General features: G+C 60.5%; 12 protein-coding genes. 3 read left to right on the plus strand and 9 right to left on the minus strand.

Annotation, left to right across the window (positions count from 1 at the left end; translation table 11 throughout):
• Positions 1-3: 3 nt before the first annotated feature.
• The 7 genes from F2P67_RS03000 to F2P67_RS03030 form a co-directional block, all read right to left on the minus strand.
• Entirely contained in the window at positions 4-1,287 is a 1,284-nt protein-coding gene (locus tag F2P67_RS03000; RefSeq protein ID WP_166217108.1) for an NAD(P)/FAD-dependent oxidoreductase, read from the minus strand.
• A gap of 57 nt (positions 1,288-1,344) precedes the next feature.
• A complete protein-coding gene (locus tag F2P67_RS03005; RefSeq protein WP_166217110.1) occupies positions 1,345-2,709 on the minus strand; it encodes a glutamine synthetase family protein in 1,365 nt (454 codons plus the stop codon).
• A gap of 409 nt (positions 2,710-3,118) precedes the next feature.
• Positions 3,119-4,462: a chromate efflux transporter gene (gene chrA / locus F2P67_RS03010; protein ID WP_166217112.1), complete on the minus strand. Its 1,344-nt coding sequence runs from the start codon at positions 4,460-4,462 to the stop codon at positions 3,119-3,121.
• 80 nt (positions 4,463-4,542) lie between these two features.
• A complete protein-coding gene (gene moaE / locus F2P67_RS03015; RefSeq protein WP_166217114.1) occupies positions 4,543-5,004 on the minus strand; it encodes a molybdopterin synthase catalytic subunit MoaE in 462 nt (153 codons plus the stop codon).
• 2 nt (positions 5,005-5,006) lie between these two features.
• On the minus strand, positions 5,007-5,258 hold the full coding sequence (gene moaD, locus F2P67_RS03020; RefSeq protein ID WP_166217116.1) for a molybdopterin converting factor subunit 1: 252 nt from the start codon (positions 5,256-5,258) through the stop codon (positions 5,007-5,009).
• Entirely contained in the window at positions 5,255-5,740 is a 486-nt protein-coding gene (gene moaC / locus F2P67_RS03025; protein ID WP_166217118.1) for a cyclic pyranopterin monophosphate synthase MoaC, read from the minus strand. The genes moaD and moaC overlap by 4 nt, the downstream gene beginning before the upstream one ends.
• Complete coding sequence (locus F2P67_RS03030; protein ID WP_166217120.1) at positions 5,737-6,654, minus strand: LysR substrate-binding domain-containing protein; 918 nt, start codon at positions 6,652-6,654, stop codon at positions 5,737-5,739. The genes moaC and F2P67_RS03030 overlap by 4 nt, the downstream gene beginning before the upstream one ends.
• Before the next feature lie 287 nt (positions 6,655-6,941).
• Between F2P67_RS03030 and moaB the strand changes: the two genes are divergently transcribed.
• Both moaB and F2P67_RS03040 read left to right on the plus strand, forming a co-directional pair.
• Complete coding sequence (moaB, locus tag F2P67_RS03035) at positions 6,942-7,481, plus strand: molybdenum cofactor biosynthesis protein B (RefSeq protein ID WP_166217122.1); 540 nt, start codon at positions 6,942-6,944, stop codon at positions 7,479-7,481.
• Entirely contained in the window at positions 7,478-8,683 is a 1,206-nt protein-coding gene (locus F2P67_RS03040; RefSeq protein ID WP_166217124.1) for a molybdopterin molybdotransferase MoeA, read from the plus strand. Before moaB ends, F2P67_RS03040 begins: the two co-directional genes overlap by 4 nt.
• 153 nt (positions 8,684-8,836) lie before the next feature.
• Here the strand turns inward: F2P67_RS03040 and F2P67_RS03045 are convergent, their stop codons facing one another.
• Both F2P67_RS03045 and moaA read right to left on the minus strand, forming a co-directional pair.
• Positions 8,837-9,736: a bestrophin family protein gene (locus F2P67_RS03045; protein ID WP_166217126.1), complete on the minus strand. Its 900-nt coding sequence runs from the start codon at positions 9,734-9,736 to the stop codon at positions 8,837-8,839.
• Between the two features lie 35 nt (positions 9,737-9,771).
• Positions 9,772-10,770: a GTP 3',8-cyclase MoaA gene (gene moaA / locus F2P67_RS03050; protein ID WP_166217128.1), complete on the minus strand. Its 999-nt coding sequence runs from the start codon at positions 10,768-10,770 to the stop codon at positions 9,772-9,774.
• A gap of 357 nt (positions 10,771-11,127) precedes the next feature.
• On the opposite strand from moaA, the gene F2P67_RS03055 reads away from it, so the two are divergent.
• Positions 11,128-13,452 (plus strand): FdhF/YdeP family oxidoreductase, encoded by a 2,325-nt coding sequence (locus F2P67_RS03055; RefSeq protein WP_166217131.1) that lies wholly within the window; start codon positions 11,128-11,130, stop codon positions 13,450-13,452.
• Positions 13,453-13,456: the final 4 nt, after the last annotated feature.

Below are 13,456 nucleotides of genomic sequence, written 5' to 3' on the forward strand. Positions count from 1 at the left end.
CAATCAGCGAAGGCGCTCAAGCATCTGGTAATACCACATCCCCGCCGCCAGCAACGGGTTGCCGAGCAAATCCCCCATCGGTACGCGAATGTGCTGACACGCGGCAAACGTGTCGAACTGTTCCATCTGCCCGGTAATCGCGCGGCTCATGATTTCGCCCATGATGTGCGTGGTCGCGATGCCATGACCCGAGTAGCCCTGGCAGTACCAGACGTTGTCCGACAGCTTGCCCAGTTGCGGGATGCGATTGATCACGATGCCCATCGCGCAACTCCACTGGAAATCGATTTTCACGCCTTTGAGCGCCGGGAAAGTTTGCTCGATGCACGGGCGTAATTCGGCGGCGATATCCCTTGAGTCCTTGCCGCTGTAGTTGGCGCCACCGCCGAACAGCAGGCGACCATCGGCGGTGAGGCGGTAGTAGTCGAGGACGAAGCGGCAGTCGTAGACGGCGAGGTCTTCAGGGTTGATTTGCTTTGCCAGATCACCCAGCGGCGCCGTGGTGACGATGCCGCCCATGGCCGGGAAGATCTTGCCCTTGAGCTGGCCGGGTTCGAGCTTGTGATAAACGTCGCCGGCGAGCATCACCTGGTTGGCGTCGATCTGACCATGGGCCGTTTTCACGCCCGGCGTAGCGCCGTGAATGATTTCCAGCACTTCGCTGTTTTCGAAGATCAGTGCGCCAAGACTTTGCGCCGCCCGCGCTTCGCCGATGCACAGATTGAGCGGGTGCAAATGCATGTTGCGGGTGTTCTTGATCGCGCCGTGGTAGAGGTCACTTTGCAGCAGATCACGCACTTGACTGCGATCGAGCAGACTCACTTCATCAGCCATTCCTCGGCGCACGGCTTCTGCGTAATCGTTGCGCAGGTCGGTCATGTGACTGGGTTTGTACGCCGCGTGCAGGTGACCGTGTTTGAGGTCGCACTGGATCGCGTATTTTTCCACGCGTTGCTTGATGATTTCGTGCCCGCGCCAGCGCAGGTGCCAGATGAAATCGTCGACTTCATCACCTAGTTTCGAGCGCATCTGCTTGCGCATCGCACCGTCGCCGGAGAGGCTGCCGGTGACCTGGCCGCCATTGCGCCCGGTGGCGCCCCAGCCGATTTTATTGCTTTCGACGATGGCGACTTTCAGGCCTTTTTCAGCCAGCTCCACGGCAGTGGCGACGCCAGTGAAACCGCCACCGATGATCACCACGTCAACCCTGTGCCGACCTTGCAGGGTCGGGTAGTCGGTGTCCTGGTTGAGGGTGGCGGTGTAGTAGGAATTGCAGCGTTGGGTCATGTCAGTGTCCACACAAATTTCATATTCAGTTCAAAGGGGCAGGGGCGGTTTGAAATTTCAGGCTTCGGTCAGATACCAGCGCCAATCCTGCTCGCCCACCTCCGCCATGAACTGCCGGTACTCGGCACGTTTCACCGCCAGATACACCCCGAGAAATTCCTGCCCTAATGCATCCCGTGCCCACGCCGAACTCTCAAGCGCCTGCAGTGACGTCAACCAGTCGGTCGGCAGCAATTCCTTGGCTTGCGCATAGCCGTTGCCCTCGACCGGCGCACCCGGATCAAGATTTTCACGAATGCCGCGATGAATGCCCGCGAGGATCGCTGCGGCCGCCAGATACGGGTTGGCATCGGCGCCACAGATGCGGTGCTCGATGTGTCGGGTATTGGCCGGGCCGCCCGGAACCCGCAGGCTCACGGTGCGGTTGTCGACGCCCCAGGTCGGTGCCAGAGGCGCGTAGCTGTTGGCCTGAAAGCGACGATAGGAGTTGGCGTTCGGGCAGAACAACAGCAGCGAATCGAGCAAGGAGGCGAGCATGCCGCCAATAGCCGTGCGCAACAGTGGTGTACCGGCCGGATCTGGCGAGGCGAACAAATTACGTCCCTCGCCATCCGCCAGACTGACGTGCATGTGCATGCCGGTGCCCGCCAGATCATCGAACGGTTTGGCCATGAACGTCGCTTGCATGCCGTGCTTGTGCGCCACGGCTTTGACCAGACGTTTGTAGCGTACGGCCTGATCCATCGCCGCCAGTGCGTCGCCGTGTTCGAGGGTGATTTCGACCTGGCCCGGCGCGTATTCGGAGATCGCCGTGCGTGCCGGAATGCCGTGCAATTTGCAGGCGCTGTAGAGGTCGGCGAGGAACGGTTCGATCTGTTCCAGCTCGCGTAAACCATAGACCTGCGTATGTCGCGGTCGGCCGCCGTCGGCATCCAGCGCCGGCTGCGGGCGCCCGTTGTGATCGCGTTTGGCGTCGAGCAGATAGAACTCAAGTTCGCAGGCCATCACCGGGTGGTAGCCCTCGGCTTTGAGCCCGTCAATGATCTTGATCAGCAGATGGCGCGGGTCGGCAATGCTCGCTGGCATGCCCTCGGTCGGGTGCATGCTGACTTGTACCGCGGCGGTCGGAATCTGCCTCCACGGCAGGCGCACCAGACTGCCTTCCAGCGGGTAGGCGCGGCAGTCGATATCGCCGACGTCCCAGACCAGACCGGAGTTCTCGACGTCTTCACCTTGCACGGTCAGACCGAGAATGGTGCTCGGCAACGGTCGACCGCTTTCGTAGACCGCGAGCAGTTCTTCACGGTGCAACAACTTGCCGCGCGGCACGCCGTTGGCGTCGAGGATGAACAGCTCGATCATGTCGATATCAGGGTTTTGCTCAAGGAACAGGCGTGCGTCTTCGATGGCTGCGAATTTCATAATCAATCACTCACGATGGCGCCGCACAGGCGCGCAGATTCGGGCCGGACACGACGCGGCAATAAGGCGTGGGTGTCCTGGCAGGGATATCAAGGAGTAGGGGACTGTCGCGTTCTTTTAGCAGGCGCGATCAGACAGGCAGGGCGATATCCGGCGGGCGTGCGGAGTGACGCAGCTTGGAGCGGCGCAGGGCCATGGGGAGATTGACGATGCGATTCATGCGCGGCCCCTGTGACAGAGGGCGCACACAGCGGAGACGTTCAACGATTTTAGTTGTTGTAAGGACGTACTCATAACGCGTGTTTCCGTTGGCGGAAAACGTCGGTGGCGGGAAGGCCCGCCGACCGGTGTGCCCGGATAGTAAGGGGGAATCCGCGGGCGTGTAAACGGGAGATTCGGTGGCCGGGTATCAACGCAGCAGATGAAAGCCCAGCCCACCGAGGGCGCAAACGATCAACACGGTCATCACGCCGCGCTTGAAAATGAACAAGGCCAGACCTGCTGCCAGTGCCAGCGCTATCGAGAAAAAATCCGCCGCCCCGGCGAATCCGTTCGGCCAGAACACGTGGTAAGCAAAGAAACACGCGAGGTTGAGAATCACCCCGACCACCGCTGCAGTAATTGCGGTCAACGGCGCGGTGAACTTCAATTTGTTGTGCGTCGACTCCACCAACGGCCCGCCGGCCAGGATGAAAAGAAACGAGGGCAGGAAGGTGAACCACGTCACCAGCGTCGCCGCCAGTGCACCCGCAGCAAAGGCATGCTCCGCGCCGAACACCGGTTGCACGTAAGCGCCGACGAAACCGACAAACGCCACCACCATGATCAGTGGCCCCGGCGTGGTTTCGCCCAGGGCCAGACCGTCGATCATCTGTGTCGGCGTCAGCCAGCCGTAGTGCCCGACCGCGCCCTGATAGACGTAGGGCAGCACCGCGTAAGCGCCGCCGAAGGTCAGCAGTGCGGCTTTGGTGAAGAACCAGGCCATTTGCGTGAAGGTGCCATCCCAGCCGAACAGGGCTGTCAGCAACGCCATGGGCAAACACCACAGAGCTGCGCCGATCAACAGCAGCCACCACAGTTTTGGCCGGCTGAATCGAGCGTGTTCTGGGGGCGGCGTGTCGTCGTCGATCAGCGCCGGGCCGAAAGATTGTTCACTGCTACCCTGCGCGGCATTATTGAAACGCTGCAGGGCTAGTCGCTCGCCGAGATAACCGATCAACGCCGCGCCGAGCACAATGATCGGAAACGGCACATTGAAAGCAAAGATCGCCACGAACGAAGCCCCGGCAATCGCCCACAACCCGCCATTTTTCAAGACTCGCGAACCGATGCGATGCGCGGCGTGCAGGACAATGGCCGTCACTGCCGGTTTGATCCCGTAAAACAGCCCGGCCACCGCCGGCACGTCACCGAATGCAACGTACAGCCACGACAGCGCAATCAGGATGAACAGCGACGGCAGCACAAACAACACGCCCGCAATCACACCACCCCAGGTGCGATGCAACAGCCATCCGATGTACGTCGCCAACTGCTGCGCCTCCGGGCCGGGCAGCAACATGCAGTAGTTGAGGGCGTGCAGAAAACGCTTTTCGGAGATCCACCGACGGCGCTCTACCAACTCCTGGTGCATGATCGAAATCTGCCCGGCCGGGCCACCGAACCCGATGCAGCCGAGTTTGAGCCAGAAGGGCCAAGCCTGGCGCAGGGTGACAGCTGTTGGGCGGGGCAGATCCTTTGGCTCGTCGCTCAAGTGCGGCTCCTGATTTGAGTGGTGGTTGAGCGGCTATCTAATCAGGCTTTTGTTAAAGAGTGGTATCTGGTTATCGACCCTCAGGCATACGCCAGGCTCCAGCGCAACGCCGCATTCTGATCGCTGTCGCGTGCTTCGACCCAATGCGAACCCTGCGCGGTGGTTTCGCGTTTCCAGAACGGCGCGCGGGTCTTGAGCACGTCCATGATGAATGCGCAGGCTTCGAACGCCATGTGCCGGTGTTTGCTGCTGACGCCGACGAAGACAATCGGTTCGGCCACCGACAGCGCGCCGACCCGATGCACAATCTCGACGCCGAGCAACGGCCAGCGTTCGCGGGCGTCTTCGGCAATCCGTTCGAGGGCTTTTTCGGTCATGCCCGGGTAGTGTTCGAGAAACAGCTCACTCACGCTTTGGCCAATATTCAGATCGCGTACGTAACCGATAAAATTCACCACCGCGCCGACCCGTGGATTGCGCGCATGCAGATCGGCGGTCAACTGGCCGACATCGAAGCTTTTGTACTGCACTCGAATGGTCATGTTCAGCCCCCGGTCACCGGTGGAAAAAACGCGATCTCGTCGAAATCCTCAATGGCCTGATCCGTCTGGCACAGCTCTTGATTGACCGCGCACATCAGGTTGCCGGCACCCAGCACTTCGCGCCACAACTCACCGCGTGCCATGAGCATCTGGCGCACCTCTTCAACGTTGCTCAGGGTCTCGTTCAGCGGGATTTTTTCGCCGCCGAGATTGAGCCGGTCGCGGTAGCTGGCAAAGTAATTGATCAGGATCATTGCGCGTCCTCCCATTGGAAATGTCCGGAGCGGCCGCCCTGTTTGCCGAGCAGGCGGATGTCGCCGATGACGATCGCCCGATCCACCGCTTTGCACATGTCGTAGATCGTCAGTGCAGCGACGCTGGCGGCGGTCAGCGCTTCAAGTTCAACGCCGGTCTGGCCAGTGAGGCGGCAGGTGCTGGTGATCTGTACGCGATCCGGTTCGCAAGTCTTCATTTCGACGTGAATCGAGCTGAGCAGTAGCGCGTGGCAGAGCGGAATCAGTTCGTGGGTGCGCTTGGCCGCCTGAATGCCGGCAATGCGCGCCACGGCGAACACATCACCCTTGGGATGGCCGTTGGACTGGATCATCTGCAGGGTTTGCGGCTGCATCTGCACCCAGGCTTGTGCTGTGGCTTCACGACGGGTCGCGGCCTTGTCGCTGACGTCGACCATGTTGGCGCGACCCTGATCGTCGAGGTGGGTGAGGGTGCTGCTCATTCAGTGAACTCCTGGATCGGGCTGTAGATTCCAATCCCGAACATCTTCCGCGCCTCGGCAAAACACTTCTCGGCAATCGCCGAGCGCGGTTCGGTCTTGCGCATCACCAGCCCCAATGGTGCGAGCACGCTGGCATCCGGCAAGTGCATGAACGACAGGTGTTCAATCGGCTCTTCCAGCCCACTGTCCAGCGGCATGATCGAGCAGCAGAAGCCCTGGTGAATCGCCTGCAACAACTGATAGGTCGAATCGCTTTCCAGGATCGGCTGCGGGTTGAGTCCGCGACTGCGGAAGCTCAAGTCAACGGATTTGCGGTAATGCATGCCGGTGGTGATCATGCCCAGTGGCAGTTCGGCGGCGTCTTCCCAGCTCATTTCCGTGCCTTCGAAATGAAAGTGACGGTTGTCGTAGAGCAGACCGACGCGGGTTTCACCGATCTCGAAAAACTCGAAATAGTTCGGGTTGACGTGGTCGAGGTAACACACGCCAAGATCCAGTTGATTGTTGCCCAGGCCTGCGATGATTTCATCGGAACTCAGTGACGACAGGCTGAATTTCAGCTCCGGATAGGTGCCGGACAACCCCTGAATGTAATTGACCGGATTGAAGTTGCTCAGCGGCACCAGGCCCAGACGCAAGCTACCGACCAGTTGCCCGCGACAGGCCGCCGCTTCAGCGAACAAACCGTCGTGGGCGGCCAGCAATGTCCTGGCCCAGGCCAATACCCGTTCACCAGCCTGAGTAAAACCTTCAAAGCGCTGACCGCGATTGACCAGCACCAGATCCAGCTCGTCTTCCAGATTGCGCAGGCGCATCGACAGGGTCGGTTGAGTGATGTGGCAGCGCGCGGCGGCCTGGCCGAAGTGCCGGGTTTCGTCCAGGGCGATCAGGAACTTGAGTTGTTTGATGTCCACGACGGCACCTGCTCGATGGGGAATTTTTGATTGAGTATTGACGCGGATGCGCACAGCGCACGAAAAGCGCGAGGTGCGACGATCTCATTTGAGTGTTCATTCGTCCAATCGGAAGGCTCTAAAACCTTATCGATCCGCTCTATCGCTGCCGTTTTCATGGGCTTGCGCCAAGGTCGAAAGCGCCGATAGAGCAGGTCGATAGAGTGGTTGGCCAGAGTGATTAGACAGTCCTCACAAGTGGCACTTAGGCTGCGTGGCAATGTGATCGATTATTGCCGGAGAGCCCCATGAGCGCCAAAGCGGATGCCCTGTTTGTCCCCCTGAACATTGCCGTACTGACGGTCAGCGATACCCGCGATTATGCGAGCGACACGTCCGGCCAGTTACTCGTCAGCCGTTTGCTGGAGGCCGGTCATACCCTGAGCGAGCGCAACCTGCTCAAGGATGATCTGTACAAGATCCGCGCGCAGGTCGCCCACTGGATTGCCGACGATGGCATTCAAGTGGTGCTGATCACTGGCGGCACCGGCTTCACCGGGCGTGACAGCACGCCTGAAGCGGTGGCCTGTCTGCTCGACAAACAGATCGATGGTTTCGGCGAGTTGTTCCGCGCGATTTCGATTCTCGACATCGGCACCTCCACCGTGCAGAGCCGCGCGTTGGCCGGGCTGTCGAACGGCACGCTGGTGTGCTGCCTGCCGGGTTCGACCGGCGCTTGCCGCACCGCATGGGAAGGCATTCTCGCCGAGCAACTCGACAACCGTCATCGCCCGTGCAACTTCGTCCCGCACCTTAAACCGGTGCAAGCCTGCGAGTCGCGCGGATGAGCAAGGCACCGTTGATGCCGGTCGAGGACGCACTCGATCAGTTGCTGGCCATGGCCGATGAACAACGTCTGGCGGACAGCGAAGTGTTGCCATTGGATCAGGCGCGCGGGAGAGTGCTGGCCAGTGATCTGGTTGCGACACTCGACCTGCCGCCGTGGCCGAACAGCGCCATGGACGGTTACGCGCTGAACCTCGCCGACCTGCATCGCCAGCCGTTGAAGGTCTCGCAAAAGGTTTATGCCGGACTGGCGCCGGATACATTGTTGCCGGGCACGTGCGCGCGCATCTTTACCGGCGCACCACTGCCGCCCGGTGCCACCTGTGTCGAGATGCAGGAGAACACCGAAGTGCTCGACGATGGCAGCGTGCGATTCCTGCAGCCGTTGAAGGCTGGACAGAACATCCGTGCGCAAGGTCAGGAGAACCGTGTCGGCGACATTCTGCTGCGCGCCGGCAAACGCCTCGGGCCGTTCGAACTGGCCGTGGCCGCGGGGCAGGGCCTGGCGCAATTGCATGTGGTGCGCCGGCCACGGGTGGCGTTGCTGTCGACCGGTGACGAACTGGTCGAGCCGGGCCAGCCACTGCGCCCGGGCAGCATTTACAACAGCAATCGGGTGCTCCTCCGCCACTGGTTGAGTGAGTTGGGCTGTGAGGTGATTGATGCCGGGATTCTGCCGGATCGCCCGGCGCAGACGCGGCTCAAGCTTGAGCAATTGCAAGTCAGCGCTGACCTGATTCTGACCACGGGCGGCGTGTCGGCCGGCGATGCCGATTGTCTCGGGCAGGTGCTGCGCGACAACGGCAAACCGTTGTTGTGGAAACTCGCGATCAAACCCGGCAAGCCGCTGACCGTGGGCCATTTCGGTACGGTGCCGGTGATTGGTCTGCCGGGAAATCCGACCTCGGCACTGGTGACGTTCGGACTGCTGGCGCGGCCGTATCTGTTGCGCATTCAAGGCGTGGAAGACGTCATCCCGTTGAGCTTTGCGGTGCACGCCGGGTTCGATTGGCTCAAACCGGGCGGCCGTCGTGAATACCTGCGGGTACGGCTTGAGGCAGGGCGTGCGGTGCTTTATCCGAATCAGAGTTCCGGCGTGTTGCTCGGTGCAACCTGGGCCGATGGCCTGGTGGAAATTCCCGAGAACAGCACCCACAGCGTCGGCGATTCGCTGCGTTTCATTCCTTTCAGCGAACTTTTTTAAAGCAAAGATCTTTTTGACGCGCGGGCACCAAACCTGTGGGAGGGGGCTTGCTCCCGAAGGCGGGCTGTCATTCAAAATCAATGTCGACTGACACGGCCTCTTCGCGAGCAAGCCCGCTACTACAGGGGCACTTCGATGTCCCTGGATTTGTGATCAGCTCAGCACGTAATCCACCGGCATCAGCATCGGCGGCAGCTCTGTCTCGCCCAGCTCGCTGAGGATGTCGCGCTCGATGGTGCGCACCAGCGAGTCGGTAGCGAGGTCGTTTTCATCGCGGCCGAACGGATCTTCCAGCTCATCGGCAATCGCATCCAGACCAAAAAAGGTGTAGCTGACAATCGCCGTGAACAACGGCGTCAGCCAGCCCAACGGTTCGGCCATGGCGAACGGCAGCAGGATGCAAAACAGATAAATCGTGCGGTGCAGCAGCAAGGTGTAAGGGAAGGGCAGCGGCGTGTTCTTGATGCGCTCGCACACGGCTTGCGCCTGGGTCAGGCTGGTCAGGTGATTGGCCAGCAGCATGTAGCGCCACTCGCTCAGTTCACCGCTTTCATGCAGGTCGGAGCACTGCTGGCCGACCTGCTGCAGGATGCGCCCGCTGTAGTCCGGTACCTGTGCATCGTGTTGCGGAGTGATCCACACACGGCTCGCCGCTGCTTCGTTTTCCCGGCGCAACCGCGCATTCAGCGAGTGCGCAAACCCACACAGATTAAGCAACAACGGTTTGCGCTGCACGGAGTCACGGATGACGTGGGTTTCGCGAATCACCGAACGAATGTGCACGATCACTTCGCCCCACGCCTTGCGCGCTTCGTACCAGCGGTCGTAACAGGCGTTGTTGCGAAAATTCATGAAGATCGACAGCGACAACCCGAGCAGGGTGAACGGCGTGGCGTTGACCTTGGTGAAGTTGCTCGGGTGGAGGATTTCGATCAGCACAATGGCCGAGGCCAGCAGCGTGACCATCAAGGTGCGCATGGCAATGCGTTTGGCGATCGACCCCTTGAGGGTGAAGAGAATGGCGAACTGGTTGACCTTGGGTCTGACGATCATGCTGTGCGATCCCGGTTAAGCATGGAGGAGGCGGATCAGCCGCCGGTCATGTTCATGAAGCGCACGACCTGAACGTCGTCGTTCACCTCGAAATGGTGCCGATAGGGCTTGAGTTTCATCGCTTCGATGATGGCTTTCTCCAGCCGTTGCGGTTGCCCCGGATGGGCGCGCAGTACCGCTTTCAAGTCCATCGAATGCTCGTTACCCAAACACAGTAGCAAACGCCCCTCGACGGTCAGCCGCACGCGGTTGCAGGTGCCGCAAAAGTTGTGGCTGTGCGGCGAGATGAAACCCAGGCGAATGTCCGGGGCTTCGGCCAGTCGCCAGTAGCGCGACGGGCCTTGGGTCGATTCCGCCGAGTCGATCAGCGTGTAGCGCTCGGCGATTTTCTCGCGTACCTGGGTGCTTGAAAAAAACGACTCCGCGCGGCTGTGCTCGCTGATGATCCCCAGCGGCATTTCCTCGATGAAGGAAATGTCGAGCTGGCGGTCGATGGCGAAACGCACCAGATCATTGATCTCGTGATCGTTACGGCCCTGCATCACCACGCAGTTGAGTTTAGTGCGGGTAAAACCGGCCTCGCGTGCGGCATCGATGCCGTTGATCACCTGCGCCAGATCGCCGGTGCGGGTCAGTTGCTTGAAGCGTTCGGGGTCGAGGCTGTCGAGGCTGATGTTCAGGCGCTTGACCCCGGCGTCGAACAACGGCGCGGCGAGTTTGCCGAGCTGCGAGCCGTTAGTGGTCAGGCACAGCTCACGCAGGCCAGGCAGGGCGGCGATCTGCGCGCAGAGCTTGACCACGCCCGGGCGAATCAACGGCTCGCCGCCAGTCAGGCGGATCTTGCGAGTGCCCAGCGCCACGAAGCTCTGCGCCAATTGGAAGATCTCCTCCAGCGTCAGCACCTGTTGGCGCGGCAGAAACTGCATGTCTTCGGCCATGCAATACACGCAGCGGAAGTCGCAGCGGTCGGTCACCGACATGCGCAGGTAATCGACGCGGCGGTTGTAACCATCGATCAAGACGCGCTCTGACATGACAGCCTCGCAGGAGTGAAAATTCCGCACTTAACGGAGGGAGTGGACGCAGGTTATGAGCAACTTTGGCAAGCGTCCAATCACTCTTAGTGAATGGCTGATTGATGCGGTCGATGATGAAATGATTTTCTCGTTTTATGGCGTGCTTAGTTGCGCAACTCGCCGAATTTAAAGGGTTTTATCCGGTGATAGATGCCTTCGATAATGTGGTCATAAATAGCGATTGGACAACATTTTGTAACGGTTCATATGCTTCTTCCGGCAAATGAAACGACCGCTTTTTATCGCTGAAAGTAGGCCGTCGCTGTTTAAACCCGATCAGGTTCATGCCTGTGTGCATCGTCATGGAGAAGTCCCATGTCACAAGTCGACCGTTACAAACCCTACAAAGGTGCCGCTGCCGGTTGGGGCGCCGTGATCAGCCTGACCAAGAGCTGGCTGGGCAGTGAGAACGCCCTGAAAAACATTCGCGCCATGCTCAAGACCAACCAGAACGGCGGCTTCGACTGCCCGGGTTGCGCGTGGGGCGAGGCCCCCGGTGCGAGCATGCTGAAGTTCTGCGAGAACGGCGCGAAAGCGGTGAACTGGGAGGCGACCGGGCGCTTGGTCGATCCGGCGTTTTTCAACAAGTACACGGTGTCGAGCCTGGCTGAACAGAGCGACTATTGGCTGGAATATCAGGGCCGCCTGACCCACCCGATGCGTTACGACGCACGGGTCGACCGCTACGTGGAAATCAGCTGGGACGATGCTTTCGCGCTGATTGCCGAACACCTCAAAGGTTTGAAATCACCCCACGAGGCCGAGTTCTACACCTCCGGCCGGGCCAGCAACGAGGCGGCGTTTCTCTATCAGTTGTTCGTTCGTGCGTTCGGCACCAACAACTTTCCCGACTGCTCGAACATGTGCCACGAAGCCAGTGCGGTGAGCATGGGCGAGACCCTCGGCGTCGGCAAAGGCACGGTGGTTTACGAGGATCTGCACCACGCCGACGCGATTTTTGTCATCGGCCAGAACCCCGGCACCAATCACCCGCGCATGCTTGAACCGCTGCGCGAAGCGGTCAAGCGTGGTGCGCAAGTGGTGTGCATCAACCCGCTGAAAGAGCGCGGTCTGGAGCGTTTCCAGAACCCGCAGAACCCGCTCGAAATGCTCAGCAACGGCTGGGAGGCGACCAACACTGCGTACTTCCGCCCGGCCCTGGGCGGCGACATGGCGATGATTCGCGGCATGGTCAAATTCCTCCTGCAATGGGAACGTGAAGCTCAGGCGAGCGGTGGTGAAGCGGTGTTCGACCATGCGTTCATTGCCGAGCACACCTCTGGGCTCGACAGCTATCTCGCCGAAGTCGATGCGACGTCCTGGGAACACATCGTCGAGCAATCCGGTGTACCGCTGCACGACATCGAACTGGCGGCGCGCATGTATGGCCGCGCGAAAAGCGTGATCATGTGCTGGGCCATGGGCCTGACCCAACACGTGCACTCGGTGCCGACCCTGCAGGAAGTCATCAACCTGCAACTGTTGCGCGGCAACGTCGGTCGTCCCGGCGCCGGGCTGTCGCCTGTTCGCGGGCACAGTAACGTGCAGGGCGACCGCACCATGGGCATCAACGAACTGGCGCCGAAAGCCCTGATGGATGCGCTGGAGGAACGCTTCAACTTCAAAGTGCCGCGCATGCACGGACACAACACGGTGATGGCGATCGGTGCGATGGAACGTGGCGAAGCCAAGGTGTTTATCGGCCTGGGCGGCAACTTCGCGCAAGCGACGCCGGACACCCCGCGCACTCATGAAGCCATGCGCAAACTCGACCTGACCGTGCACATCGCCACCAAGCTCAACCGCAGCCATTTGGTCACCGGTCGCGACGCCCTGATCCTGCCGTGCCTGGGTCGCACCGACATCGACATTCAGGCCGAAGGCCCGCAAGGCGTGACGGTCGAAGACACGTTCAGCATGGTGCACTTGTCATTCGGTCAGTTGAAACCGAAGTCGGCGCACTTGAAATCCGAGCCGGCAATCATTGCCGGAATCGCTGCCGCAACCCTGGGCAAACACCCCATCGACTGGGAGTGGGTGGTGGGCGATTACGGGCGCATTCGCAACCTGATTGCCGACGTGATTCCGGGCTTCGAAAACTTCAACGAGAAACTGCTGATACCCGGTGGGTTCCACCTCGGCAACGACGCGGCGGATCGAGTCTGGAACACCGAGTCCGGCAAGGCGCAATTCACCCCGTGCGTGTTGCCGGAACACCTGATCAGCGAAGGCGTGCGCAACCTGCCGGTCAAGCCACATCTGATCCTGCAAACCATGCGTTCTCACGATCAGTACAACACCACGCTGTACGGCCTCGACGACCGGTATCGCGGGGTTTACGGCATGCGCGACGTGATCTTCGCCAACGAACAGGACATCCAGCGACTCGGTTTCGAGCCGGGACAGAAGGTCGATCTGGTGGCGCTGTGGGATGACGCGCGTGAGCGTCGGGTCGGCGGTTTCACCCTGATCGCCTACGACATTCCACCCGGGCAAGCAGCGGCGTACTACCCGGAGACCAATCCTTTGGTGCCGCTGGAAAGCTACGGCGACCGCACCTACACGCCGACCTCGAAATTCGTCGCGATTCGCCTCGAAGCCGCCAAGTTCAGCAACCTGATCCCGTCGTCGCTGGCGTAACCCG

It is taken from the genome of Pseudomonas atagonensis (assembly GCF_011369485.1).
GTDB classification, from domain to species: Bacteria; Pseudomonadota; Gammaproteobacteria; order Pseudomonadales; family Pseudomonadaceae; genus Aquipseudomonas; species Aquipseudomonas atagonensis.